At 60.5% G+C, this 23803-nt stretch carries 29 protein-coding genes; 18 read left to right on the top strand and 11 right to left on the bottom strand.

The genetic code is table 11. From position 1 onward, the window contains the following. Positions 1–39: 39 nt before the first annotated feature. On the bottom strand, positions 40–867 hold the full coding sequence (locus V8J85_RS15560; RefSeq protein ID WP_339954677.1) for a methyltransferase domain-containing protein: 828 nt from the start codon (positions 865–867) through the stop codon (positions 40–42). A gap of 23 nt (positions 868–890) precedes the next feature. Here V8J85_RS15560 and V8J85_RS15555 point away from each other — a divergent pair, with 23 nt between their 5' ends. Genes V8J85_RS15555 through V8J85_RS15530 form a run of 6 tightly spaced genes read left to right on the top strand, consistent with a single transcriptional unit; the run spans position 891 to position 4349 of the window. After that, a complete protein-coding gene (locus V8J85_RS15555; protein ID WP_339954676.1) occupies positions 891–1613 on the top strand; it encodes a ComF family protein in 723 nt (240 codons plus the stop codon). A 33-nt stretch (positions 1614–1646) separates the two neighbouring features. Beyond that, entirely contained in the window at positions 1647–1904 is a 258-nt protein-coding gene (gene grxC, locus V8J85_RS15550; protein ID WP_339954675.1) for a glutaredoxin 3, read from the top strand. Then, positions 1901–2731, top strand: a complete 831-nt coding sequence (locus V8J85_RS15545) for a carbon-nitrogen hydrolase family protein (RefSeq protein ID WP_339954674.1) — start codon at positions 1901–1903, stop codon at positions 2729–2731. The genes grxC and V8J85_RS15545 overlap by 4 nt, the downstream gene beginning before the upstream one ends. Then, positions 2731–3174: a MarR family winged helix-turn-helix transcriptional regulator gene (locus V8J85_RS15540; protein ID WP_339954673.1), complete on the top strand. Its 444-nt coding sequence runs from the start codon at positions 2731–2733 to the stop codon at positions 3172–3174. The genes V8J85_RS15545 and V8J85_RS15540 overlap by 1 nt, the downstream gene beginning before the upstream one ends. Further along, positions 3171–3953, top strand: coding sequence for a GNAT family N-acetyltransferase (locus V8J85_RS15535; RefSeq protein ID WP_339954672.1), 783 nt, complete (start codon positions 3171–3173; stop codon positions 3951–3953). Before V8J85_RS15540 ends, V8J85_RS15535 begins: the two co-directional genes overlap by 4 nt. Before the next feature lie 21 nt (positions 3954–3974). Then, positions 3975–4349 carry a DUF1428 domain-containing protein gene (locus V8J85_RS15530; protein ID WP_339954671.1) on the top strand — a complete coding sequence of 125 codons (375 nt, stop codon included), beginning with the start codon at positions 3975–3977 and terminating at the stop codon, positions 4347–4349. Here the strand turns inward: V8J85_RS15530 and ubiG are convergent. Beyond that, entirely contained in the window at positions 4346–5086 is a 741-nt protein-coding gene (gene ubiG, locus V8J85_RS15525) for a bifunctional 2-polyprenyl-6-hydroxyphenol methylase/3-demethylubiquinol 3-O-methyltransferase UbiG (RefSeq protein ID WP_339954670.1), read from the bottom strand. The genes V8J85_RS15530 and ubiG overlap by 4 nt on opposite strands. Positions 5087–5138: 52 nt before the next feature. On the opposite strand from ubiG, the gene pip reads away from it, so the two are divergent. The 10 genes from pip to V8J85_RS15475 all read left to right on the top strand — a co-directional run bounded on the left by pip (position 5139) and on the right by V8J85_RS15475 (position 15594). After that, complete coding sequence (gene pip / locus V8J85_RS15520) at positions 5139–6134, top strand: prolyl aminopeptidase (protein WP_339954669.1); 996 nt, start codon at positions 5139–5141, stop codon at positions 6132–6134. A gap of 1 nt (position 6135) precedes the next feature. Beyond that, a complete protein-coding gene (locus tag V8J85_RS15515; RefSeq protein ID WP_339954668.1) occupies positions 6136–7611 on the top strand; it encodes an ABC transporter substrate-binding protein in 1476 nt (491 codons plus the stop codon). 205 nt (positions 7612–7816) lie between these two features. Then, positions 7817–8392, top strand: coding sequence for a ribosome maturation factor RimP (rimP, locus tag V8J85_RS15510; protein WP_339954667.1), 576 nt, complete (start codon positions 7817–7819; stop codon positions 8390–8392). Continuing rightward, positions 8392–10008, top strand: coding sequence for a transcription termination factor NusA (gene nusA / locus V8J85_RS15505; protein ID WP_339954666.1), 1617 nt, complete (start codon positions 8392–8394; stop codon positions 10006–10008). The genes rimP and nusA overlap by 1 nt, the downstream gene beginning before the upstream one ends. A 25-nt stretch (positions 10009–10033) precedes the next feature. Next, positions 10034–10663, top strand: a complete 630-nt coding sequence (locus V8J85_RS15500; protein WP_339954665.1) for an RNA-binding protein — start codon at positions 10034–10036, stop codon at positions 10661–10663. Continuing rightward, positions 10660–13140: a translation initiation factor IF-2 gene (gene infB / locus V8J85_RS15495; protein WP_339954664.1), complete on the top strand. Its 2481-nt coding sequence runs from the start codon at positions 10660–10662 to the stop codon at positions 13138–13140. Before V8J85_RS15500 ends, infB begins: the two co-directional genes overlap by 4 nt. 144 nt (positions 13141–13284) lie before the next feature. Further along, positions 13285–13983, top strand: a complete 699-nt coding sequence (locus V8J85_RS15490) for a hypothetical protein (protein WP_339954663.1) — start codon at positions 13285–13287, stop codon at positions 13981–13983. A gap of 143 nt (positions 13984–14126) precedes the next feature. Then, the gene (locus V8J85_RS15485; RefSeq protein WP_339954662.1) at positions 14127–14468 is read left to right on the top strand and encodes a hypothetical protein; all 342 of its coding nucleotides are present in this window, start codon (positions 14127–14129) and stop codon (positions 14466–14468) included. Further along, on the top strand, positions 14456–15046 hold the full coding sequence (locus V8J85_RS15480) for a protein-glutamine glutaminase family protein (protein ID WP_339954661.1): 591 nt from the start codon (positions 14456–14458) through the stop codon (positions 15044–15046). Before V8J85_RS15485 ends, V8J85_RS15480 begins: the two co-directional genes overlap by 13 nt. An 83-nt stretch (positions 15047–15129) precedes the next feature. Further along, positions 15130–15594 (top strand): hypothetical protein, encoded by a 465-nt coding sequence (locus tag V8J85_RS15475; protein ID WP_339954660.1) that lies wholly within the window; start codon positions 15130–15132, stop codon positions 15592–15594. A gap of 2 nt (positions 15595–15596) precedes the next feature. Here V8J85_RS15475 and V8J85_RS15470 read toward each other — a convergent pair whose 3' ends face one another. Next, positions 15597–16787 (bottom strand): alpha-D-ribose 1-methylphosphonate 5-triphosphate diphosphatase, encoded by a 1191-nt coding sequence (locus V8J85_RS15470; RefSeq protein WP_339954659.1) that lies wholly within the window; start codon positions 16785–16787, stop codon positions 15597–15599. On the opposite strand from V8J85_RS15470, the gene V8J85_RS15465 reads away from it, so the two are divergent. Continuing rightward, the gene (locus V8J85_RS15465) at positions 16786–17457 is read left to right on the top strand and encodes a DUF1045 domain-containing protein (RefSeq protein ID WP_339954658.1); all 672 of its coding nucleotides are present in this window, start codon (positions 16786–16788) and stop codon (positions 17455–17457) included. The two genes, V8J85_RS15470 and V8J85_RS15465, sit on opposite strands and share 2 nt — an antisense overlap. Here V8J85_RS15465 and phnN read toward each other — a convergent pair. The 8 genes from phnN to phnG are packed head-to-tail and all read right to left on the bottom strand — an operon-like array spanning position 17439 to position 22963. Continuing rightward, positions 17439–17981 (bottom strand): phosphonate metabolism protein/1,5-bisphosphokinase (PRPP-forming) PhnN, encoded by a 543-nt coding sequence (phnN, locus tag V8J85_RS15460; protein WP_339954657.1) that lies wholly within the window; start codon positions 17979–17981, stop codon positions 17439–17441. The genes V8J85_RS15465 and phnN overlap by 19 nt on opposite strands. Beyond that, complete coding sequence (gene phnL, locus V8J85_RS15455) at positions 17978–18661, bottom strand: phosphonate C-P lyase system protein PhnL (protein WP_339954656.1); 684 nt, start codon at positions 18659–18661, stop codon at positions 17978–17980. The genes phnN and phnL overlap by 4 nt, the downstream gene beginning before the upstream one ends. Before the next feature lie 2 nt (positions 18662–18663). Further along, positions 18664–19434: a phosphonate C-P lyase system protein PhnK gene (gene phnK / locus V8J85_RS15450; protein WP_339954655.1), complete on the bottom strand. Its 771-nt coding sequence runs from the start codon at positions 19432–19434 to the stop codon at positions 18664–18666. Continuing rightward, positions 19431–20282 (bottom strand): alpha-D-ribose 1-methylphosphonate 5-phosphate C-P-lyase PhnJ, encoded by an 852-nt coding sequence (locus V8J85_RS15445; protein WP_339954654.1) that lies wholly within the window; start codon positions 20280–20282, stop codon positions 19431–19433. Before V8J85_RS15445 ends, phnK begins: the two co-directional genes overlap by 4 nt. Then, a complete protein-coding gene (locus V8J85_RS15440; protein WP_339954653.1) occupies positions 20282–20878 on the bottom strand; it encodes an HAD family hydrolase in 597 nt (198 codons plus the stop codon). Before V8J85_RS15440 ends, V8J85_RS15445 begins: the two co-directional genes overlap by 1 nt. After that, a complete protein-coding gene (locus tag V8J85_RS15435) occupies positions 20875–21960 on the bottom strand; it encodes a carbon-phosphorus lyase complex subunit PhnI (protein WP_339954652.1) in 1086 nt (361 codons plus the stop codon). The genes V8J85_RS15440 and V8J85_RS15435 overlap by 4 nt, the downstream gene beginning before the upstream one ends. Continuing rightward, positions 21960–22523 carry a phosphonate C-P lyase system protein PhnH gene (gene phnH, locus V8J85_RS15430; protein ID WP_339954651.1) on the bottom strand — a complete coding sequence of 188 codons (564 nt, stop codon included), beginning with the start codon at positions 22521–22523 and terminating at the stop codon, positions 21960–21962. The genes V8J85_RS15435 and phnH overlap by 1 nt, the downstream gene beginning before the upstream one ends. Next, positions 22523–22963 (bottom strand): phosphonate C-P lyase system protein PhnG, encoded by a 441-nt coding sequence (phnG, locus tag V8J85_RS15425; RefSeq protein WP_339954650.1) that lies wholly within the window; start codon positions 22961–22963, stop codon positions 22523–22525. The genes phnH and phnG overlap by 1 nt, the downstream gene beginning before the upstream one ends. An 86-nt stretch (positions 22964–23049) precedes the next feature. Between phnG and phnF the strand changes: the two genes are divergently transcribed. Further along, positions 23050–23772, top strand: a complete 723-nt coding sequence (gene phnF, locus V8J85_RS15420; RefSeq protein ID WP_339954649.1) for a phosphonate metabolism transcriptional regulator PhnF — start codon at positions 23050–23052, stop codon at positions 23770–23772. The last annotated feature ends 31 nt before the right edge of the window (positions 23773–23803 follow it).

Genomic DNA, 23803 nt, shown 5'->3' with positions numbered 1-23803 from the left:
TCGCGATTAGTGCTGCAGTTAAATGGAATACGGCCCGCGTCAATCTTTGGACCTATCAAGAGGCATCTCGAACGTGCCCAATGCGTCGGCAAGTCGCGCCTTCGCGCTACCGGGGCGGAGCGGCTGCGGCTGATCGTCGGAGGGGGCCCAACCGGTCAATGTAATGATCTCAAACGTCGCATCGACGCGGCCGTCATCATTGCTGAAATTCGACGCATAGATGCTGGCCGCCTCGGTCAGCACATTGCGACGGGTCGAATGTTTGATCCGGCCAGTCAAGGCGTTGCCTTCACCCATCTTGCGCAGATCATGCATCAGGTGAAACGCATGGGCATACGAGGCGGTCATGGGCATACTATCGGCCACGGGTAGCGCAAAACCGGCCCGTTGGAGCAGCGCCCCAAGGTCTCGAATTTCACCCATCGGTGCGATGCGGGGTGACAGGCCGCCCGTGATGGCAACCTCAGCCTCTGCCAAGGCGGCCCGCAATTCCTGCAACGTCTGCCCGCCAAGGCAAGTCGCCAACAGCAACCCATCCGGCTGCAGTGCATGGCGGCACTGGACCAACTGCCCCACCGGATCATTCGCCCAATGCAGGCACATCGCATGCACGACCAGATCATGCGCTTTGGGTTGCAGCGGCAGCGTCTCATCGTCCGGTACGATCACCGCCTCAGGATACCGCGCCGCCCAGAAATCACGAAAACCCGTCACAATCGCCATCGACTGAAACGTTCTGTTAACCTCGTTCAGTCTTTCTTCGACCTCATCCGCAACGGCCCCTTGCAGGAACAGGGCGTCAGCATCGGCACGGGCGCGGTTGCGGGCCAAAGCTGCGCGGTCGATCAGGTCGGGCATTTTTTCCATGGGCCATCATCTAAGGTGCCGACATGTATATGCAAAGCGTCATTCGCGCCATTTATCCCCCGCAATGTGTCGCGTGTGGCGATCTGACCGACAGCGCATACGGGCTCTGCGGGCCATGCAGGCGCGATGCGCATTTCATCGGCGACACGATCTGCGACAGGTGTGGCGTGCCGCTGCCGGGCGAATCTGACGGGCACGACCTGCAATGCGACGATTGCATGCGTATCGCGCGACCTTGGGATCAGGGACGCGCGGCGCTCGTCTATACAGGCACCGGGCGACGACTGGTCTTGGGGCTGAAACACGGGGACAGAACCGATCTGGCACGTCCAACGGCAGAATGGATGGCGCGCAAAGCGAAACCGCTTGTGCGAGATGACACGGTATTGGTGGCTGTCCCTCTGCATCGGTTCCGGCTGGCGCGGCGGCGCTATAACCAAGCGGCGCTCCTCGCGCACGCTCTGGCCAAGCTGATGAACGTGGCCATCTGCCCCGACGCTTTGCTGCGTCCCATCCAGACCAAACCACTGGAAGGGCATAGCCGCGATGCGCGCTTCATCGCGCTTGCCGATGCGATCATCCCGAACCTCAGACGGGCCGACCGGATCGCAGGCAAATCCGTTCTTTTGGTCGATGATGTGATGACATCCGGCGCCACCTTGGCCGCCAGCGCAGAGGCGGCGCGCACAGCCGGTGCCGCAAACGTGTCGATTGTGACACTGGCGCGGGTGATGAAGGACGCATAAATAGCGGTCAAACGAACGTAAGGACCGCAAAAGATGTCACATGTCGAAATCTACACGAAACCCACCTGCGGGTTTTGCTTCATGGCCAAACGCCTTCTCAAAAAGAAAGGCGTCAGCTTTGCCGAAACCAACATCTCTGCGCAGCCGGACAAGCGGACCGAGATGATCCAGCGCGCGAACGGTGGCAGCACCGTGCCGCAGATTTTCATCGATGGTCAGCATATCGGCGGTTGCGATGATCTGATGGCACTTGAGCGTGGCGGTAAACTGGACGCCTTGCTGGCGGCATGAAGGCCGCGCTGCTGCAACTGACATCGGGCGATGATCCGGCAGCCAATCTACCGGTCACGCTTGATCTGATTGCACAGGCAGCGTCTCAGGGCGCGGGCTTTGTGCTCACGCCCGAGGTCACAAACTGTGTCTCGCAGAATCGCAAACATCAGATCGCGGTCCTGCAGCATGAGGCCGAGGATCGAACCCTCGCCGCCCTGCGCAAGGCCGCGATCCAGCACAACATCTGGCTATCCGTCGGCTCGCTTGCCCTGAAAACCGATGACCCGGATGGTCGTTTCGCCAACCGATCCTTCCTGATCGACCCCGCGGGGCAGATTAGTGCGCGATACGACAAGATTCACATGTTCGACGTCACCGTGTCGGAAAAGGAAACCTACCGCGAATCAAAAGGTTACCGACCTGGCACCCAAGCCGTCATCGCCGATACACCCTTTGCGAAGATCGGGCTGAGCATCTGCTATGACGTTCGTTTCGCCTATCTCTACCGTGCCTTGGCGCAATCGGGCGCGCAGGTTCTGCTGATCCCCTCTGCCTTCTCCACCGTCACCGGCGCGGCCCATTGGGAACCCCTCCTGCGGGCCCGCGCCATCGAAACGGGTTCTTACGTGCTCGCCGCCGCCCAAACCGGCGCGCACCCTGTCCAATCGGGCAAACCGCGCGAAACTTATGGGCACGGCATGGCGATTTCGCCTTGGGGAAAGGTGCTTTTGGACATGGGCACCGAAACCGGCATCGGTCTGGTTGATCTTGACCTAGGGGAAGTGTCAAAAAGCCGCCAACGTATCGCGGCCTTATCCCATGACCGCCCTTTCGAAGGACCCTGATGGCAGACACCCCGACCAGCCTTGCCGTCTCGCTCTTCAGCGAGATTTTGGCCGTTGATCAGCTCGCACGGGCCAATCTCGCGCGGGTACTGCCCAAGGGGATGGAGCTGTCGCATTTCTCGGTCCTGAACCACTTGGCCTATGCAGGCGCTGAACGGTCGCCTGCGCAGCTGGCCAAAACGTTCCACCTGACACGCGGCGCGATGACGAATACGCTCCACAAACTGGAATGGGCAGGCTGGGTCCACATCCGCCCCGATTGGGACGACGCGCGGCGCAAGATGGTCTCGATCAGTCCGTCCGGACTGGCAGCACGCAATGCCGCCGTCGCCGCGATCGCGCCCGTCATCGCGGAAGTGGTCGCAAAGGTCGGCGACGACAAAGTGCGCACGGCGCTGCCGGTGCTACGCGAAATGCGGGCCAAGCTCAGCGATACGGAATGACCTACCGCTCCCTCGCGCTCGCCAGCGATGCCGTGACAATGCAGGGCCTTTCGACGTTTGAGGATCACGGCGACCACATCGTACAACGTACCCGGGCAGAGCCAGATTACTGGCACGGCAATATCGTGATCATGAAGGATTGCCGCAATCCGCTGGCGGATGTCGGCCACTTTGCGCGTCATTTCCCCGACGCGACACACCACGTGACGGTCTGGGATATCCCCAATCTGGACCCCGCGCCAATCGCGGCCGTTCTGAAGCCGCAGGGGTTCGACATCGACACGTTCGACGTTCTTGCGCTGAACGGTCCGCTCAGCGACGCGGCGATGCCGTCAGGCATCATCCTGCGCGAACTCAATCATAACGATTGGCCCGCACTGACCGACCTCCAAATCGAAGTCAGCCGTGAAGACGGCTATGACCCCGCCTCTCACCGCCCCTACCTCGAACGGCGCAACATCGCGCGCCAAAGGCAAATCGCGGAAGGACTCGGCACGTGGTTCGGCGCCTTCGACGGCGACCTCATCGTCGGCTCTATGGGCCTCTTCCACGACACCAGCATCGCCCGCTACCAAGCTGTCGAAACCCGCGCCTCCCACCGACGACGCGGCATCTGCGCCGCCTTGCTCAGCCATAGCCACCAATGGCTCCATCCCCGCGCCCCGCAGGCAACAACCATCATTGTCGCCGAGGCCGACAGCAACGCTGGCAGGCTCTACCGTCGCGCCGGGTTCACATTGGCCGAAACCTTGGTCGAAGCGACGAAACCGGGCTATTGATAAAGGGAAAGGAGGCCCACCATGTCCTATTTCGACGGCTTCGTGATCCCTGTCCCAACGGAGAACAAAGACAAATTCAAGGAATACGCGGACGAGATCGACGCGATCTTCATGGAATACGGCGCGACCCGCATCGTCGAATGTTGGCCGGACGACGTCCCCGATGGCGAACACACCGATTTCCGCAAAGCGGTGAAAGCCAAACCCGACGAAAGTGCGATGTTCTCGTTCATCGAATGGCCCAACAAGGCGACCCGCGACGTTGCCATGGGCAAGCTGCATCACATGATGCAAACCGATCCACGCTTTGACGAAAAAACAAATCCGCCACCGTTCGACGGGCTGCGGATGATCTATGGCGGCTTCGCGCCTCTGGTCGACCTCAAGAAAACCTAAGCCGGCTTCGTCGCCGCCGTCACATAATTCACCGACATATCCTTCGCCGAGATCGACCACGTGAATTGCAGGAAGTTGAACACGAAACCCTTCCGGTCCACCGGCTCCATCCCCGCATTGCGCAGAAAATCGAACAACTCATCCGGCGTGATGAACTTCTTCCACTCATGCGTCCCCTTCGGCAGCCACCGCATCACGTACTCCGCCCCCACAATCGCCATGGCAAAAGACTTCGGGTTCCGGTTAATGGTCGAACAAATATGAATCCCACCCGGCTTCATCAGCGCATGGCAGGCGTTCAGATAAGCCTGTGGGTCGGCCACATGTTCAACCACTTCCATATTCAGCACTGCGTCAAATTGCTCACCCGCCTCCGCGAGCGCTTCGGCCGTCGTATGGCGATAATCAATCTCCAGCCCCGATTGTTCCGCATGGATGCGCGCCACGGGAATATTCCGCTCGGCGGCATCGGCACCGACAACGGTCGCCCCAAGCCGCGCCATGGGCTCACACAAAAGCCCCCCACCACAGCCGATGTCCAAAATCCTCAACCCATCAAACGGCTTATCCCCGTTCAAATCCCGCCCAAACTCCGCCGCGATCTGCGTTGTGATATAGTCCAGCCGCACCGGGTTCATCATGTGCAGCGGTTTGAATTTGCCCTCCAAATCCCACCACTCAGCGGCCATTGCCTCGAATTTGGCAATCTCGGACGGATCGACGGTTGTGGCAGACATTTCTTGGCCTCGCATGATGGTCACTGTTCCTGATACGCGATATAAGTCGCGAATGGACAAAGTCGTAGGACAAAAACGCGCGGCCACGCATCTGTATCAGCCGATTGATCCCTTTGATCAACGGATGCTGGATGTGGGCGACGGCCATCGGATTTATGTCGAACAATGCGGCAACCCGAATGGCGTTCCGGTTGTGGTCCTGCATGGGGGGCCGGGTGGCGGCTGCAGCCCGGCGATGCGCCGCTATTTCAACCCGAATGTGTTCCGGATCATCCTGTTTGATCAGCGCGGCTGCGGCCGGTCGCGGCCTCATGCGAGTGTTGAGGCGAATACGACATGGCATTTGGTCGCGGATATCGAGCGCACCCGCGCGGTGCTGGGCATCGACCGCTGGATCGTCTTCGGCGGGTCCTGGGGTGCGACGCTGGCGCTGATTTATGCGCAAGCCCACGCGGACCGCGCCGCGGCGTTGGTCCTACGCGGCGTCTTCCTGATGACCAAGCCGGAGCTGGATTGGTTTTATGGGGGCGGCGCGGGCAAGTTCTGGCCCGAACTGTGGGAGAAATTCACAGACCTGATCCCGGCTGACGAACAAGACAACCTGATCGCAGCCTACCATCGCCGCCTGTTCTCCGGCGATATGCCGATTGAGACGCGCCATGCCCGCGCCTGGGCCTCGTGGGAGAATGCGCTCGCCTCCATCGACAGCGACGGGATTACGGGCGAAAGCCCCGCCGACTACGCCCGCGCCTTCGCACGGCTCGAAAACCACTATTTCCACAATGCCGGTTTCCTGTCCGAGGATCAGCAGATCCTGCATCCCGATCAGATGGCAAAAATCGCCGACACACCCGGCGTGATCGTCCAGGGTCGCTACGACATGATCTGCCCGCCTTTCTCGGCGCATAACCTGTCGAAAGCCTGGCCCAAGGCACGGCTGACGTTCATCGGACGGGCCGGGCATGCGCTGTCAGAGCCGGGGATCAGCGCCGAACTCGTCCGCACAATGGACATGTTGGGCGGGCAAAGCGTGCGGTTGGGGCTGTAAGATGGATCAGCGGCAAGCCCGGATCGAAAGACGCCGCCTATTTCAAACAGGTGTTGCCGCAGGCCTGCTGGCGCTGACGGGCGTGCCATTGCGCGCACAAACACGGCGCGGTCGGTTCACTGCGGCACTGGGCGAGGCACGGGTCACGGATAACTGGGACGCCCGCACGCATGCCGGTCTCTTCATGATGGCGGCGGGTCATGGCGCGATCTTCGACTGCCTGACCGAGATCGCGGCAGATGGATCAATCAAGTGCGAACTGGCCGAAAGCTGGGAAGCGTCATCTGACGCGCGCGTCTGGACCTTCAACCTGCGCAAGAACGTGCGGTTTCACGACGGGCAGACCTTCTCAGCAGACGACGTGATCGCCTCGCTCTGCTGGCACATGGCCGATAACGTGGTCTCACCGGCACGTCCTCTGATCAGCCCTATCACCGAGATGCGCAAGATCACCGACCATCAGGTCCAGTTCACCCTCGCCGCAGGGAACGCCGATTTCCCCTATCTGATGTCCGACTATCATCTGGTGATCTACCCGGCGGATCGTTTGGGTGAACCCGTCGGCACCGGCCTCTACCGCCTGAAATCTTTTGATCCCGGCGTGCAAATGACGGCGACCCGGGTCGACGACCACTACAAAGGCGACAGCGCCGGGTTCTTCGAGGAAATCCGTTTCCTCGCGATGAACGACCCGCTTGACCGGATGAATGCGATCATGACGGGTGAAGTCGACGCGATCAGCGGGATTGACCTGCCGACCCGCGCCCGGATCAAGGCGAACCCATCGTTGCGGATGCATGATGTCGCTGGAAACCGGCACTATACCTTTGCGATGCCGACGGATGCGCCGCCGCTGGATCAGTTGCATTTGCGCAAAGCGCTGAAATACGGGGTCGACCGGCAAGGCATGGTCGATACTTTGCTCCGCGGTTATGGCCAAGTCGGGCGGGATACACCGATTGGCCCAGCCAACCAATACTTTGCGAAGGACATCGCGGCTTTTCCATATGATCCCGACCGCGCGCGCTATCATCTGCGCAATGCGGGTTTGGATCGGCTTCAGGTTGGCATTGCTGACTTTAATGACGTTCTTGCCGACACGATGGCCACCGCGGGAATCGACCTCAAGACCTCGGGCGTCCCGACGCTAAAATTCGCCGAATGGTCGGGCCGTCTGACCGAAGACTGGATGTTCGCCATGGGCTACACCCCTGCCGCGCCGTGGAACGATAGCGGCTGGGATCACGCGCAATTCAATGCGCTGATGGAAACGGCACGGTCGGAACTCGACAGCATCAAACGCCGGGCGCTTTATCGCGAGATGCAGGTCATCCTGCGCGACGAAGGCAACATGCTGATCCCGATGTTCGCCAACGATGTCCACGCGGTAAACAACCGGATCTGGTCGCCGCAAACCATCGGCAATCAGTGGCAAATGGACAACGCGCGGATGGCCGAACGCTGGGCGCGGGCCTGAAAATCCGATAAAAAGTCATATGAAATTCATATGCTTTTCATATGCAATTCCGATCGCCTGAATCACGCCCCTTGCAGACTCAGGACCGCTTGCGTATATGCATCCCAACAGCGGCGCGCTGGCTTCCAAAACCAACGCTCCACCGGGAAAGATCAACGGGCCGCGCGCCCGTTTTTTTGTGCCGCGATCAAGGCGGTTTTGAACAATGAATGACCTGATAGCCAAAGCGGCGATTGATCGCCGCATCGCCGAGATCATCACCCCCGTCGTCGAAGACATGGGGTTCGAGGTCGTGCGCGTGCGCCTGATGTCCAAGAAAGACACGATCCTGCAGATCATGGTCCAGCGCCCCGACGGCCAGATCGAGGTGGATGAATGCGGGCAGATTTCCACCGCGCTCAGCGCTGTTTTGGACGTCGAAGACCCTATTTTGGACGAGTATAACCTTGAGGTCTCAAGCCCCGGCATCGACCGCCCACTGACGCGGCTGAAGGATTTTGAGCAATGGGAAGGTTTCGAAGCCAAGATCGAAACCGAACAGATGATTGATGGCCGCCGTCGCTTCAAAGGCCCGTTGGCCGGGACCGAAGGTGACGAGGTTCTGATCAACATCGCCGAAGGTACGGTAGGTTTGAAATTTGATTGGCTTTCAGATGCAAAGCTGGTCCTGACAGATGAATTAATCCGCGACGTACTGCGCGGACGCAAAGACGCGGGTCAGATCGACGAGACCCAGTTCGATGAAATTGAAACAATAATCGAAGGTGAGGAGAACACCTGATGGCAATCACATCAGCCAACCAGTTGGAGCTGTTGCAAACGGCCGAGGCCGTGGCCCGCGAAAAGATGATCGATCCCAATCTGGTGGTCGAGGCGATGGAAGAATCGCTCGCCCGCGCGGCAAAGTCGCGTTACGGCGCGGAAATGGACATTCGCGTGTCCATCGACCGCAAGACCGGCAAGGCGACGTTCACCCGCGTCCGCACCGTGGTCGAGGATGAAGAGCTTGAGAATTATCAGGCTGAATTCACCGTCGAACAGGCTAAGCAATACATGGAAAACCCCGAGGTCGGCCAACAGCTGATCGAAGAAGTGCCGCCGGTGGAACTGGGCCGGATCGCCGCGCAATCCGCCAAACAGGTCATCCTGCAAAAGGTCCGCGAGGCCGAGCGCGACAAGCAGTACGAAGAATTCAAGGACAAGGCCGGTACGATCATCAACGCCCTCGTCAAGCGCGAGGAATACGGCAACGTCGTTGTTGACGTGGGTGCCGGTGAAGCCGTCCTGCGCCGCAACGAAAAGATCGGTCGCGAAGCCTATCGCCCGAACGATCGCATCCGCTGCTACATCAAGGAAGTGCGCCGCGAACAGCGCGGCCCGCAAATCTTCCTGTCGCGGACGGCGCCGGAATTCATGGCCGAACTGTTCAAGATGGAAGTGCCTGAAATCTATGAAGGCGTGATTGAGATCAAGGCCGTCGCCCGCGACCCCGGTTCGCGCGCGAAGATCGCCGTGATCAGCTATGACAACTCTATCGATCCCGTTGGTGCCTGTGTTGGTATGCGGGGATCCCGTGTGCAGGCCGTCGTGAACGAATTGCAGGGCGAAAAGATCGACATCATCCCGTGGAATGAGGACATGCCGACCTTCCTAGTGAACGCCCTGCAGCCTGCCGAGGTCGCCAAGGTGGTTCTGGACGAAGAGGCCGGCAAGATCGAAGTCGTCGTGCCGGAAGAGCAACTGTCACTCGCTATCGGGCGCCGTGGTCAGAACGTGCGTCTGGCGTCTCAACTGACCGGGCTCGACATCGACATCATGACCGAGGAAGAGGAATCCAAGCGGCGTCAGGCCGAATTCGAAGAGCGGACCAAGATGTTCATGGATACGCTCGACCTGGACGAATTCTTTGCGCAGCTGCTCGTATCCGAAGGGTTCTCAAGCCTTGAAGAAGTTGCATATGTCGAACTTGACGAACTTCTGGTGATTGAAGGCGTCGACGAAGGCACTGCCGGCGAATTGCAGGCCCGCGCCCGTGATTACCTCGATGCGCAGGCGAAAAAGGCGATGGAAGTCGCGATTGCCGCCGGTGTCGAACAAAGCCTTATTGATTTCGAAGGCCTGACACCCCAGATGCTGGAAGCGCTGGGCAATGATGGTGTGAAAACGCTGGAAGACTTTGCAACATGCGCCGATTGGGAATTAGCTGGCGGTTGGACGACGATCGATGGTGAGCGCGTCAAGGACGACGGTGTGCTGGAACCATTCGATGTTTCGCTGGAAGAAGCACAAGACATGGTCATGACGGCCCGCGTGATGCTGGGCTGGGTTGATCCGGCCGATCTGGAAGCCGACGCGGCGGAAGACGAAGACTCCGCTGAAGAGGAGGCGGAGGCCTGATTTCAGGCCTTCGGGTTCGCAGCAGATGGCGCGAGGCGGCCATAACAAAGAGCGCGGCGATGCGGAGCGTAAATGCATCGTCACGGGCGAGGTCCAGCCAAAGGCGGGGCTGATCCGTTTCGTCGTGGGGCCGGACGATCAGGTCGTGCCGGATGTGCTGGGTAAGTTGCCCGGGCGTGGGATGTACGTGACGGCGGACCGCGCAACGTTGGACAAGGCCGGTAAAGGGCAGTTTGCCCGGTCGGCGAAAAAGGCGGTCAAGGTGCCGGATGGGCTGGCCTATACAGTCGAACAACTGCTGGCCCGCCGCACGGTTGATCTGATCGCATTGGCCCGCAAGGCGGGCCTGGCGGTCTGCGGGTTTGAAAAGGTAAAGGGCTGGCTTGCCGGTGGCGAGCGGGTCCGCGTTTTGGTTCAGGCCTCTGACGGGTCCGAACGAGGGAAAACGAAGCTCTGGACGCCCGAAGGCGCCCGTTATTTCGGCTGTTTGACAGCGGCGGAATTGGGTTTGGCATTCGGGCGGCAAACTGTGATACATGGCGCGCTTGCCACTGGTGGACTCAGCAATCGTGTTGTAGAGGAAGCCACAAAGCTACGCGGGCTACGCGAAAACGGGGGCGATGGGGCCCTCGGGAAGGATAAAGAAGCTAGATGAGCGAAAACGACGGTAAAAAGAAACTGGGTCTGGGTGGTTCACGTCCAAGCAACGTGAAGCAAAGTTTCAGCCACGGGCGGACCAAGAACGTCGTGGTGGAAACCAAACGCAAGCGCGTCGTGGTGCCCAAGCCGGGTGCGGCCAAACCAAGTGCTGCGGCTGCGAAAGCTGTGGCCGGTGGTGATCCGTCCAAACGGCCCGCCGGTATTTCGGATGCCGAGCTGGAACGCCGGATGAAGGCGCTGGCCAAAGCGAAAGCGCGCGAGGCAGAAGACACCGCCAAACGTGAGGCCGAAGAAAAGGCCCGCGAGGAAGAACGTGCCGCCCGCCGTGCCGAGGCAGAGGCGAAAGAGGCCGAGGATCGCGAACGCGAAGAACGCGCCAAAGCGAAAGCCGAGGAAGAGTCGCGCAAGAAGGAAGAAGCGGCCCGGAAAAAGGCTGCCGCCGATGCGCCACCCGCCGCGGCGGCAGTGCCCGGCGAAACCGCTGTGGACCGTCCGACCCGCAGCAAGGTCGACCGCGAGCGTGAAAAGAACGATCGCACGACCAAGGCCAAGCCGGGCCGTGGTGACGATGGCCGCCGGTCTGGCAAGTTGACGCTGAACGATGCTCTGTCCGGCCGTGAAGGTGGTCGCCAGCGGTCGATGGCCGCGATGAAGCGCAAGCAGGACCGCGCCCGCCAAAAGGCGATGGGCGGCCAGGTCGAACGCGAAAAGGTTGTGCGCGAAGTGCAACTGCCCGAGGCCATCGTGGTGTCTGAACTGGCTAACCGGATGGCTGAACGTGTGGCCGATGTGGTCAAGTCACTGATGACAAACGGCATCATGGCGACGCAGAACCAGACGATCGATGCGGATACTGCCGAACTGATCATCGAGGAATTCGGTCACAAGGTTATCCGGGTGTCCGACGCTGATGTCGAGGATGTGATTCAGCAGGTTAAAGATGACGACAAAGACCTGAAAGGTCGTCCTCCGATCATCACGATCATGGGTCACGTCGACCACGGGAAAACGTCGCTTCTCGACGCGATCCGCAATGCAAAGGTCGTCGCGGGTGAGGCCGGTGGCATTACCCAGCATATCGGCGCGTATCAGGTGAAAACGGATGGCGGCGCCGTCCTGTCTTTCCTTGATACACCCGGCCATGCGGCCTTTACATCGATGCGGTCGCGTGGTGCGCAAGTCACTGATATCGTTGTACTTGTCGTCGCTGCCGACGATGCGGTCATGCCGCAGACGATAGAGGCGATCAACCACGCCAAGGCGGCTAACGTGCCGATGATCGTCGCGATCAACAAGATCGACAAGCCCGAGGCGAACGCCGACAAGGTGCGCACGGACCTGCTTCAGCATGAGGTCATCGTCGAAAAGATGTCCGGTGAAGTGCAGGATGTCGAAGTCTCCGCAATCTCGGGTCAGGGTCTGGATGAATTGCTTGAGGCGATTGCCTTGCAGGCGGAAATTTTGGAACTGAAGGCCAACCCCAACCGCGCCGCCGAAGGCGCCGTGATCGAGGCGCAGCTTGACGTGGGCCGTGGTCCCGTCGCGACGGTTCTGGTGCAGAACGGCACCTTGCGCCAAGGCGATATCTTTGTCGTGGGCGAACAATACGGCAAGGTCCGCGCGCTGATCAACGATAAGGGGGATCGCGTTGATGAGGCTGGTCCGTCCGTCCCGGTCGAGGTGCTTGGCCTCAACGGCACGCCCGAGGCTGGCGACGTACTGAACGTTGTGTCCACCGATGCCCAAGCCCGCGAGATCGCCGAATACCGCGAGAAGGCGGCGAAAGAGAAACGCGCAGCGGCTGGTGCGGCCACGACACTTGAACAGCTGATGGCAAACGCCAAGGCCGACGAGAATGTCAGCGAACTGCCAATCCTGGTAAAAGCCGATGTGCAAGGCTCTGCCGAGGCGATCGTGCAGGCGATGGAAAAGATCGGCAACGACGAGGTCCGCGTGCGCGTCCTGCATTCCGGCGTCGGTGCCATTACTGAGACGGATATCGGCCTGGCCGAAGCATCCGGCGCGCCGGTCTTCGGCTTCAACGTCCGCGCCAATGCCTCCGCCCGCAACACGGCGAACCAGAAGGGCGTGGAAATCCGCTACTATTCCGTGATCTACGACCTCGTGGATGATGTGAAAAAAGCGGCCTCCGGCCTGCTGTCTGCCGAGATCAAAGAGACGTTCATCGGTTACGCCAATATCAAAGAGGTGTTCAAAGTCTCGAACGTGGGCAAGGTCGCCGGTTGTATCGTCACCGAGGGCGTCGCCCGCCGCTCTGCCGGTGTGCGCCTTCTGCGCGACAACGTGGTGATCCACGAAGGGACGCTGAAAACGCTCAAGCGCTTCAAGGACGAAGTGCCTGAGGTTCAGTCGGGTCAGGAATGCGGGATGGCATTCGAAAACTACGACGACATCCGCCCCGACGACGTGATCGAAATCTTCGAGCGTGAAGAGGTCGAACGCGAACTTTGATCGGCGATGAGGCTCTTGGCGGTACAGCGCGCCGCCAAGAGCGCATCAGCTGAAAAGTCTTGTGAAAGCCTTACTTCCGACATGTTGAATTAACCAATTCGATGGCAAGCCACGCCAGACCTTTAGTTTTTGCGTGGATCGAAAATGAAAAAACCCGTCATCGCGTTAATCGCACCCCTCATGCTGCTCTCAGCCTGCGCTGGCGGAGGCGGCAGCAGCAGTGAAGACGTTGTCAGCCTGCAGACCTTGGTCGCGCGTGGCCAGGCATACGAACGCGCCGCCGAATTTGATGAAGACAACGGCGAGCCGATACCGACCGCATTTACGGATTTGCCCACCAGTGGCAGTGTGAACTATGAGGGCATCGCGACGATCAGCGAACAACGCACCGTCACCACTGTAGAGGGTGGCGGCGCAATCATCACCAGCGAGTCGGACACGACCTATCTTGCTATCGGTTCCGCGACCGCGACAGTCGATTTCGCCTCGACCGAATTTTCCATCGTGGGCAGCGACTTTTACGAAATAGACCTCAGTAGCCTCGACGGCGATAACCCTGATGTCTCTGACGTGTCCGGGACGCCGGTGGACGGGACGCTGACGATCGACATGTCACGCGACGTGATGGGCGAAAACAGCTACCGGGCGCAGGCCACTGGTAGCATTACCGCTGTTGACGGAACCGTTCGCACCGTAGACGAAACCGGCGGCGGCTTTTTCACCGGCGACAACGCAGCCGCGCTGTTCGTCGAAGCCTTCGATGACACCGAAATGGAAGATTTGCCCGACGGCACCTATATTGACGAAAGCATGAGTGCCGGGGCCGGCCTGGTACGGCGCTGACAGGCACCGCGTCGCAAAAAAAGGCGGTCCACACGGGGCCGCCTTTCGTTTTTCAAAGGTTAGCACCCTCCGGTATTCCGCCATTTGACGGCGCACACCTGCTTTGTGATACTGCCCCTGTTTCAAACAGGCATGTATCCTAAATGATTTTCAAAACGGAACAGATGAACAGCTTTCGGCGCATGGCCGAAATCAAGTTTCGACGGGCAGTGATTGACCAGATGCGCGCCGATCATCCCGGCTTCAAATCGCTGACGACCGAACAACAGCAATCCTTTATCGATCCTGCCTTGGCCTGGGCGCGGCATTTCGGCTTTACCTCGGAACGCGCGTTGGCCTTCTGGTCGAACGTCACCTGGGTGCTGCAGCCGCAATGGCACGAACATGTGGACCTTCAGCCCGTCCTAAATGACCTTGCCCCTAGCGAACCGGAACGGCTTTTCCGCCTGAAAACAGCGATCGAGACCGCCCAATGGAATGGCTAAGCAATCTCTGGGACAAGGTCACATCTATCTTTTCGGACGAACCCGCCGATTCCCCCGCCACGCCCTGCGACGGCGCGCTTAGCCCCGAAGAGGCGCAGGCGCTGCACGATGAAATGGCAGCACAGGACGACATCCCCTTCGATTACGCGCCCGATTGCTGCTATGCCCGCGCGCAACGCATGTCGCGGCTGATGGCGCGCATGGGCATCGCCAGCAAAAAGGCATGGGCCTATGGCAGTATGCTCAGCCCCCTCAGCCCCGTCGATACCAGCGGCAATCCGATTTCACTGGGTGGTCGGCAGGTTCAGTGGGGCTATCACGTCGCCCCTACGGTTCTTGTGCGCGGGGCCGACGGTGTATGCCGCGACATGGTGATTGATCCCTCACTGCGCGACCACCCCATGACCGTTGATGAATGGGAAGGGATCATGGGCGGTGCCCGCAGCTCTGCCACCACCGGCCCAAATGTCTACTACCGCAACCCCGCCGGGGGAGAGATGCGAGCACCCCCACCTGCCGAGGTTGACGCGACATTCGCCGAACACCGCGCCAGCCTTGCTGCCGCACGGGGCCGATAGGTATGGCATGGCGGCCCCTCATTCTTGCACTAAGCCTCGCGCTTTGCGCCTGCTTTCCCGCCGCCCAGACACGGAGTGACGACATGACGCTTTCGCTACAACCCATTCAGGATCTCGCCTGGGGACCCGAGCGCAGCACGATAGAAATCACCTTGGCATCCGGCGAAACGGCGACACTGGAACAGGGCGACAAACCAACCCCGCTTCAAGACGACTGGGCCTGGCTGCAGCGCAGTTTCGAACTGGGCAAACCCATCGCGGTGACGGCGGGGGGCGATGCCGCGCTGCCATCAACCGTCGTGCTGTCGGTTGAGGTGAACGCCCCCGAAGGCAGCCAGACAGCGCAGGTCTTCGGACCACCGCGCCCCGGGCTCATGCAACTCGACCTCGGCACGCCCACAGGGCCAAAGCTGCTTAGCCTGCTGCAACAGGCGCAGACATCACAATCGGCCGTCGTGCTCGCCCTGCGGGAGGGCGTCATGATCGAAGACGCACAAATCCTGTCCCAGGAAGACGCAACGCGCCTTCTGGGCTTTGCATCGCAGTAACGCTACCCAACCCTGCGGCCTGCGCACCACACACTGCGCAAGACCGGCGTATCACCGAACCGGTGCACCCGCGCGATATCCGCGCGCTGCCCCTTTGCCAGTACACCACGGTCTGTCAATCCGACGGCACGGGCAGGGTTGGCCGTCACGCACCGGATCGCGCGCGGCAGATCATCCCAGAGCGTCGCCAACCGAAATGACGACGATAGCAAAGCGGCGGGCACATAATCCGACGACACGATATCCAGCAGGTCCATCCGGGCCAGTTCTGGCGCCGAGACATTTCCCGAATGCGACCCGCCCCGGATGATATTCGGCGCGCCCATCATGATCGCGATACCCGCATCGCGGCAAGCCTGCGCAGCCTCGACCGTGGTTGGAAATTCCGCCAGCCGGATGCCATGCCGTGCCGATACCGCCACCTGTTCAGCGGTCGTATCATCATGGCTGGCCAGCACCGCGCCCAATCGGTTTGCGGCGGCAACCGCCCCGGCCTCATGCTTGGCCCCGATGCGTTCCTGCAAAGCCTTTCGGGCGGCAACAAGCTCTGCAAACTTGGCCTCGCTGCCGCCGCGCTTGCCAATATGATACGCCTTCAGCTTTTCCAGATCGCGAAACTGGCGTTGCCCCGGCGTATGATCCATCAACGACACCAGGCCAACGCGGTCCTCTGGCCCGAACGTGTCCAATTCCTCTAGCAAAGTCTCTGAACAAATCTCGGCCCGCAGGTGGATATGGTGGCTGATCCTCAGCGCGCCCGCATCGCGCAACGCAAGCAATTCCGACGACAGGTTCCGGGCATAGGCCTTATAATCCCGCCCGTCCGTTGAACTGCCGACACGCATCGCATCGAACACGGTCGTGATCCCGGTCGAGGCCAACTCGCCGTCATGTGCGATAATCGCCGCATCATGGGGCCATTCCACGGATGGGCGGGGCTCGATATGACGTTCGAGGTTATCTGTATGCAATTCGACCAGACCGGGGATCAGAAGGTCACCCGCACAGTCGATGGCACCAAACGGCACGTCAGCCGTTTCCTCCAACCCCGCGATCATCCCGCCCTCAACGATGATCTGCCCGGTGACCACACGGTCCTCCAGAACCAGACGGGCATTGGCGAGGCAGAAATTTTCTGTCACCTCCACGTCACGTGCTTCCGGCAATGGGGTCTGGGACAAGGGACGGTTCATGATGAATTACTCACGTTTTGCAATCTATTACCTGCCGACCGGGGCGCTGGCCAAGGCCGGGGCCACTTGGCTGGGTTGGGACGTAGACGAGGGCACGCCCTGCGATCAGCCCGATGTGACCGGGATTGGCGACATAACAGCGACACCGCGCAAATACGGGTTCCACGGCACCCTGAAACCCCCGTTTCGGTTGGCCGAGGGCACTGATGCCGATGGATTGGCGGACGCCGTCCAAACGCTCGCCACGACGGCGGCGCCTGTCAGCATCGATAGTCTTCACGTGTCGGCCATCGGCCGTTTTCTGGCGCTGATCCCAAGGGGTGACACCACCGCGCTTGCCAACCTGGCCGCGCGGATCGTGCAAGACCTGGATGCATTCCGTGCACCACCCAGCGCCACGGAATTGGCGAAACGGCGCGCCGCGGGCCTGAGCCCCGCGCAAGAGGCGAACCTGACCAGATGGGGCTATCCGTACGTCCTGAACGAATTCCGCTTCCACATGACGCTTAGCGGCAAACTGGACGACACTCAACGACAGATCGCGCAAACCGCGCTGACCCACCACCTGCCGCCGCTGCCCGCGCCGTATGTGATCGACCAGATCGCGCTGGTGGGAGAGCGTCAGGACGGCATGTTCCAAACCATCCATCGCTACGCCCTCACCGGTTGAATGGCGCGCAAAACTGCGGAAACCGTTTGATCCAACGGGCCGTCGTTGCTGATATCCGTCACCACCACACCATCGGGAAAGGCCGGCACCGTCCGCGCCAAGCGCGCACGGATATCTTCGACACTTTCCCGGCCACGATCAGCCAAACGGGCCGCCAACGTTTCGGGGCGGGCTGTCAGGTTGATCACCTGAAAGTTGGGAAAAACCTCATACGCCTGCGCCAAAACCTTGCGGGACAGGTTCACAAGAAACGACTGGCCCGACTGCGCCTGCTCAGCGACCTGCGCTGGAATGCCGTAAAACAACCCGTGCGCGGGCCAATGCAGGCAGAACGCGCGGTCATCGACCGCCTTCTCGAAATCAGCGACCGTCATCGGCACATAATCCTCACCGCCAAGGCCCGGTGCCCGTGTAATGACCCGCTGCACAATGGCCAAATTCGACACCGCCGCCATGCCCGCCATCACACTGTCCTTGCCCACACCCGACCGGCCGACCACGGCAATGACCCGACCCGGCTTCATGCCGCCCGCCCTGTGGTAAAGGCCCCCAGATCAACCTCGCGATCGCACAATTCTTCCCGCGCGGCCTTATCGTGAAAGATCCCGATGATCGCCGCACCCCGCGCCTTGGCCTCATGAACCAGCACCAGCACCTCGGCGCGGTTCACCGGATCAAGGCTCGCCGTCGGTTCATCCAACAACAAGGCGGGGTAGGGATGTGCGAAACCGCGCGCGATATTCACCCGCTGCTGCTCACCCCCGGAAAACGTGGTTGGTGACAGGCCCCACAACGTTTCGGGAATGTTCAATCGCGTCAGCAATTCACGCGCCCGATCCTGCGCCACATCAGAATCGACCCCAAGCGCCAGAAGCGGCTCTGCCACCACATCCAGTGTCGGCACACGTGGGACGACCCGCAGAAACTGGCTGACATAGCCCAATGTCTCGCGCCGCAGCGCAATGATCTCGCGCGGGGCGGCTCTCACAACATCCAACTCACCGACCTGGATCGCCCCTGATGCCGCCAGATAATTCCCATAGATCATCCGCATCAACGTCGATTTCCCGACGCCCGACGGCCCGGTCAGCGCGACGCATTCACCGGGTCCCACAGACAGGGCCGCGCCGCGCATTACCTCGATCGCGGCACTGCCCTGATAATGCAGTGTAAAGGTCTTGGATACGTTTTCGACGCTGATCATGATCACACCTGCAGAACGGAACTGACAAGAAGCTGGGTATAGGGCGCCTGCGGATCATCCAGCACCTGATCGGTCAGCCCCGCCTCGATCACATGCCCGTCCTTCATCACCATCAACCGATCGGCCAACAGGCGCACGACAGCCAGATCATGGGTCACGATAATGGCCGACAGGCCCATATCGCGGACCAGACCACGCAACAGGTCCAGCAATCGCGCCTGCACCGACACATCCAAGCCCCCGGTTGGTTCATCCATGAACACCAGCCGTGGCCCCGTCACCAGATTGCGCGCGATCTGCAAACGCTGCTGCATACCGCCCGAAAACGTCGTCGGGCGATCATCCACACGATCCGCGCTGATCTCGACCCGGCCGAGCCAATCGACCGCGCTTTTACGAATATCGTCATAGTGCCGGGCCCCCACGGCCATCAGCCGCTCACCCACATTGCCGCCCGCACTGACATTCATGCGCAAACCGTCGCGAGCGTGTTGGTGGACAAAGGCCCAATCGGTGCGGCCCAGCATCCGTCGCTCTGGCTCAGACATTTTCAATGTGTCACGTGGACCATCCCCCCGCGTGTCAAAGACCACCTCACCAGCATCCGGCGGCAAATGACCCGACAGACAATTCAAAAGGGTCGTCTTCCCCGAGCCGCTCTCACCAACAATCCCCATGACCTCGCCGGGGTACAGGTCGAATGAGACGTCAGCGCAGCCGATATGGGGACCGTATCGTTTGGAAACATCGCGAACTGACAAAAGCGGGGTCATGCCGCCTCCTCCCCGCGATAACCCGCCGCGCGGCGGCCTTCGCAATAATCCGTGTCCGAGCAGACAAATATCCGCCCGCCCTGATCATCGGTGATCACTTCGTCCAGATAGGAATCCATCGCACCGCATAACGCACAGGGATGATCGGCCTTCGACGCCTCAAACGGGTGATCCTCAAAATCCAGGCTGACCACCTGCGTGTAAGGCGGCAGCGCATAGATGCGCTGCTCACGCCCCGCACCGAATAGTTGGATGGCAGGCATCTCCATCTTCGGATTATCGAATTTCGGGATCGGGGAGGGATCCATGACATAGCGCCCCTCGATCTTCACCGGATAGGCATAAGAGGTCGCGATATGGCCATGCTGCGCGATGTCTTCATACAGCTTCACATGCATCAGGCCGTATTCCTGAAGGCTATGCATCTTGCGGGTCTCGGTCTCGCGCGGTTCAAGAAACCGCAAAGGCTCGGGGATCGGCACCTGATAGACAAGGATCTGATCCTCTCCCAACGGCTCTTCCGGAATGCGGTGGCGGGTCTGGATGACAGTAGCCTCAGACGTCTTTGTCGTCGTTGCGATCCCCGCGGTGCGCTGAAAGAAAGACCTGATGGACACGGCATTCGTCGTATCATCGGCCCCTTGATCGATGACCTTGAACACATCATCCGGGGTCAATGTCGCAGCAGACACCTGCACACCCCCGGTCCCCCAGCCATAAGGCATCGGCATCTCGCGGCTGGCAAACGGGACCTGATAGCCAGGGATCGCGAGACCCTTAAGGATCGCGCGGCGGATCATCCGTTTTGTCTGTTCGTCGAGATAGGCGAAGTTATAGGCCTGATCCATCACAAAACCCCCCGATCAACCAAAGCAACGCGCAACGCATCCGCCCCCGTGAAATGGATCGCATCCATCCCAAAGGCCTTCGCGCCATCCACATTCGTCGGGCTGTCATCGATAAAGATGCAGTCCGCCGCAGCCACACCGGCCCGCTCGCAGAGCAATGCAAAAATGCGCGGATCAGGCTTCAGCACCTTCTCATGCCCCGAAACGACGGTGACACCAAACACTGTGGCCAAACGCGGATGCGCCTTGTGCCCCTCGGGCCAGGTCTCAGCCGACCAGTTGGTGATCGCGTGCAGCGGCACCCCTTTCGCGCGCAAATCCTCAAGCACGTCCCACGTACCCGGCACCTCGCCCACCACCATCCGCGCAAACCGCGACACATAGCTGGCAAATAGCTCTCGATCCGCTGGATCATCCAATTCCTGCGCCAGATCGGCAAAGCGCTCACCCTGATCCCCGCGCAGGTTCTTCCCCTTGAAATCGGTTCGGTCCAGAAACGCCAATGCCTCGGCTTCGGTGGCGAACACATCCAGATACCCCAAATGCGGCTGCCAATCGACCAGAACGCCGCCAATATCGAACACAACGTTCTTCATTCCGCGGCCTCTTGCACTGATGACATCGCCTCGGCCCGCAATTTGCGGACCAGTTCCAGCTCGGCCTGAAAATCCACGTAATGCGGCAGCTTGATATGCTCCAGAAACCCGGTCGCCTGAATGTTGTCACCATGTGACAGGACAAATGCCGTGTCCTGCGCGGGCGCACCGGCATTATCCTCGCCCAACTCTTTCCAGCGCAGGGCACGATCTACCAAGGCCATGGAAATCGCCTTGCGCTCGGTCTGGCCAAAGACCAACCCATAGCCCCGCGTGAATTGCGGCGGCTCGGATTTGGAACCCTTGAACTGATTGACCGTTTCGCATTCGGTCAGCGTGATCTCGGCAATTTCGATGGCGAAACCCAATTCCGGTATCTCCATCTCGACCGTGACCACTCCGATCCGCAGCTCACCCACAAAGGCATGATTTCGGGCGTATCCCCGCTGGGTCGAATACGCCATGCCAAGGGTAAACCCCTCATCCGCCCGGGTCAGCGCTTGCAGGCGCAGCGGCCTGTCCGCGGGAAATTCCAACGGCTCCCGGGTCAGATCGGAGGGCGCTTCATCGCTATGCACCGCCTCTTCAATCAACCCCTCGCGGTTCAAAAACCCGGTGACATGCGGCTTCTCCGCCTTATCCGGCACCCCCTTTTCGGCGCGGGGCGGTTCACCATTGGCGGCCAGCGTGAAGTCAATCAACCGAAGCGTATAATCAAATGTCGGCCCAAGAACCTGCCCACCCGGCAGGTCCTTGAACGTCGCAGAAATGCGCCGCTCACAGGCCATCGCGCCTGTATCGACCGGCAGGCTGGCCCCAAAACGGGGCAATGTCGTCCGGTATGCGCGGATCAGAAAGATCGCCTCAATCAGATCACCCCGCGCCTGCTTGATCGCCAAAGCGGCAAGGTCCGGGTCATAAAGCGACCCTTCAGCCATCACCCGGTTCACAGCCAATGATAACTGTTCGCGGATCTGACCGGGTTGTATTTCCGGCACATCCACGTCGCCGCGCCGTGCCTCGGCCAGCCAGCGATGCGCATTCGCGATCGCGCGCTCGCCCCCTTTCACGGCCACATACATCAGGACACCTGGGTTGAGCGGGGCAGGGCCGCGATGCGGTCCCCTGCCGTGAAGATGAAGTCGAGACCCAATGGGAATTGTCCATGATTGCGCTGGAACGCATCAAGGTCGGGCAAAGACAAACGCGCCTCGATCTCGATCCCCGGTCCGCGCAGAGTCGCGCCTTCGCTAGCCAGCACATCCATCTCGGCGATCAAGGTCGCGGACCGATCGGGGTATTCCAGCGTTCCGGTCCGAAACCGCTCCAACGGCTGCAATTCGTGCCACCGCCCGACGGCGAAATGTGCGGCGCTTGTCGGACCAACGGGTGCACCAGTGTGAAAACCGATCCATTCCCGCACCGCCAGACTGTCGCATGAGGGCGCGAGATACAGCGCCGTATCCGGATCACACAGCGTCATCAGCACAGTGGCCGCGGCGCGGGACAAGGGGGCAGGACCCTCCGCCCCGACAATCGTCTCGATCCGTCCCGGACGGGCCATCGCGTTCATGATCCCGCGAAAGGCGAAGGCGGCATCAGGTGCAGGGTCCGCAAAACCGCCAGACAGAACTTCCATGCCCATCAATCCTCTCCCCGGACCATGGTAAAGAACTCAACCTTGGTCGCCGCTGCCTTGGCCGCACACGCACTACGGCGCGCATCACGCTCGGCCGCCAAAACATCCAGCACATCGGCCTGTACCTGCGCAGCCGTATCCGTCTGCATCAACGCATCGACAATCGCGGCCACCTCGGCATCCATCTTGCGTCGACCCTGCACATAGCCATGGCCGACCGTGCCATCGGCCAGTTGCAGGCTGCACCGGGTCACCGTGACCTCACCCAAATTGAACGGGGCGCCCGTCCCACCAGCCCGTCCACGTGTCATGACGCTGCCGATTTCCGGCGCACGCAACCACGTAAATTTCGGCGACTCAGACAGCAAAGCCGCCGCCCGCCCCTCTGGCGCGGTGGCCAATACGCTCAGCCAGGCCTTCCGATCGGCATTTTGTTGATCCAGCATCTCGACATGTCCAGATGTTACTATACAACTAGACACATCATGCGCTATTCCATGACAAAGCACCAGCCCTGTTTCGTGAAACTTCCATGACAAAACTGCGTAAAACACCCATCTGGCAGGCCATCGCACGCGCCCTGACCGCTGAAATCGCCGACAAGATCTATGTGCCCGGCGACAAGCTCCCGACCGAAGCGGAACTTGCGGATCGTTTCGGTGTGAACAGACACACCGTGCGGCATGCGATCAAGGCGATGGTGGACGAGAAACTGGTGCGCACCCGTCGCGGTGCGGGCGCCTATGTTACGGCCAGCCCAACGGAATATCCCATCGGCAAACGGGTGCGGTTTCACCAAAACATCCTCGCCGGCGGTCAGACGCCTGAAAAACAAGTGCTGCAGATCGAAGAACGCCCCGCGACTCCGAAAGAGGCCGCGCGGCTCGACATTCCACCCAAGTCGCCATTGGTGATCTATCACGGTCTGTCGCTGGCCGACGGCAACCCGATCGCCCTGTTTTCCAGCCATTTCCCCGGCGCGCGCCTTCCCGGTATCGTCGCCGCCCTGACCGAGGAAACGGGCGTGACCGAGGCGCTCAAACGCTGCGGCGTCGATGACTACACCCGCGTCTCAACAAGGATTAGCGCGCGGGCCGCGACAGCAACGCAAGCGCTGCACTTGCATGTCGATGAGGGCGCGCCGTTGGTCTACACGACCAGCCTGAACGCGGATGCGGATGGCAAACCGATCGAATACGGAATGACATGGTTTGCGGGGGATCGGGTTACGCTGACGATTGACGGCTTGGCATAACCCGCCCCGGGGCCTCCCGGTCAAGTTGCCG

The organism is Yoonia sp. 2307UL14-13, from assembly GCF_037572755.1.
Classification (GTDB): Bacteria; Pseudomonadota; Alphaproteobacteria; order Rhodobacterales; family Rhodobacteraceae; genus Yoonia.
This window is presented reverse-complemented; position numbering and strand designations above follow the sequence as displayed.

Bases quoted from the DNA above. Each gene is read 5' to 3' on its own strand.
- V8J85_RS15560 (WP_339954677.1), bottom strand. From the start codon at position 867: ATGGAAAAAATGCCCGACCTGATCGACCGCGCAGCTTTGGCCCGCAAC.
- V8J85_RS15540 (WP_339954673.1), top strand. From the start codon at position 2,731: ATGGCAGACACCCCGACCAGCCTTGCCGTCTCGCTCTTCAGCGAGATT.
- V8J85_RS15500 (WP_339954665.1), top strand. From the start codon at position 10,034: ATGGCGCGAGGCGGCCATAACAAAGAGCGCGGCGATGCGGAGCGTAAA.
- V8J85_RS15535 (WP_339954672.1), top strand. From the start codon at position 3,171: ATGACCTACCGCTCCCTCGCGCTCGCCAGCGATGCCGTGACAATGCAG.
- V8J85_RS15515 (WP_339954668.1), top strand. From the start codon at position 6,136: ATGGATCAGCGGCAAGCCCGGATCGAAAGACGCCGCCTATTTCAAACA.
- V8J85_RS15480 (WP_339954661.1), top strand. From the start codon at position 14,456: ATGGAATGGCTAAGCAATCTCTGGGACAAGGTCACATCTATCTTTTCG.
- V8J85_RS15470 (WP_339954659.1), bottom strand. From the start codon at position 16,787: ATGAACCGTCCCTTGTCCCAGACCCCATTGCCGGAAGCACGTGACGTG.
- V8J85_RS15485 (WP_339954662.1), top strand. From the start codon at position 14,127: ATGATTTTCAAAACGGAACAGATGAACAGCTTTCGGCGCATGGCCGAA.
- V8J85_RS15435 (WP_339954652.1), bottom strand. From the start codon at position 21,960: ATGTATGTGGCCGTGAAAGGGGGCGAGCGCGCGATCGCGAATGCGCAT.
- phnN (WP_339954657.1), bottom strand. From the start codon at position 17,981: ATGAAGCCGGGTCGGGTCATTGCCGTGGTCGGCCGGTCGGGTGTGGGC.
- pip (WP_339954669.1), top strand. From the start codon at position 5,139: ATGGACAAAGTCGTAGGACAAAAACGCGCGGCCACGCATCTGTATCAG.
- V8J85_RS15490 (WP_339954663.1), top strand. From the start codon at position 13,285: ATGAAAAAACCCGTCATCGCGTTAATCGCACCCCTCATGCTGCTCTCA.
- V8J85_RS15465 (WP_339954658.1), top strand. From the start codon at position 16,786: ATGATGAATTACTCACGTTTTGCAATCTATTACCTGCCGACCGGGGCG.
- phnL (WP_339954656.1), bottom strand. From the start codon at position 18,661: ATGATCAGCGTCGAAAACGTATCCAAGACCTTTACACTGCATTATCAG.
- nusA (WP_339954666.1), top strand. From the start codon at position 8,392: ATGGCAATCACATCAGCCAACCAGTTGGAGCTGTTGCAAACGGCCGAG.
- V8J85_RS15545 (WP_339954674.1), top strand. From the start codon at position 1,901: ATGAAGGCCGCGCTGCTGCAACTGACATCGGGCGATGATCCGGCAGCC.
- V8J85_RS15445 (WP_339954654.1), bottom strand. From the start codon at position 20,282: ATGGATCAGGCCTATAACTTCGCCTATCTCGACGAACAGACAAAACGG.
- phnH (WP_339954651.1), bottom strand. From the start codon at position 22,523: ATGGGCATGGAAGTTCTGTCTGGCGGTTTTGCGGACCCTGCACCTGAT.
- infB (WP_339954664.1), top strand. From the start codon at position 10,660: ATGAGCGAAAACGACGGTAAAAAGAAACTGGGTCTGGGTGGTTCACGT.
- phnG (WP_339954650.1), bottom strand. From the start codon at position 22,963: ATGCTGGATCAACAAAATGCCGATCGGAAGGCCTGGCTGAGCGTATTG.
- phnK (WP_339954655.1), bottom strand. From the start codon at position 19,434: ATGACCCCGCTTTTGTCAGTTCGCGATGTTTCCAAACGATACGGTCCC.
- V8J85_RS15475 (WP_339954660.1), top strand. From the start codon at position 15,130: ATGACGCTTTCGCTACAACCCATTCAGGATCTCGCCTGGGGACCCGAG.
- grxC (WP_339954675.1), top strand. From the start codon at position 1,647: ATGTCACATGTCGAAATCTACACGAAACCCACCTGCGGGTTTTGCTTC.
- V8J85_RS15530 (WP_339954671.1), top strand. From the start codon at position 3,975: ATGTCCTATTTCGACGGCTTCGTGATCCCTGTCCCAACGGAGAACAAA.
- ubiG (WP_339954670.1), bottom strand. From the start codon at position 5,086: ATGTCTGCCACAACCGTCGATCCGTCCGAGATTGCCAAATTCGAGGCA.
- rimP (WP_339954667.1), top strand. From the start codon at position 7,817: ATGAATGACCTGATAGCCAAAGCGGCGATTGATCGCCGCATCGCCGAG.
- V8J85_RS15440 (WP_339954653.1), bottom strand. From the start codon at position 20,878: ATGAAGAACGTTGTGTTCGATATTGGCGGCGTTCTGGTCGATTGGCAG.
- V8J85_RS15555 (WP_339954676.1), top strand. From the start codon at position 891: ATGTATATGCAAAGCGTCATTCGCGCCATTTATCCCCCGCAATGTGTC.
- phnF (WP_339954649.1), top strand. From the start codon at position 23,050: ATGACAAAACTGCGTAAAACACCCATCTGGCAGGCCATCGCACGCGCC.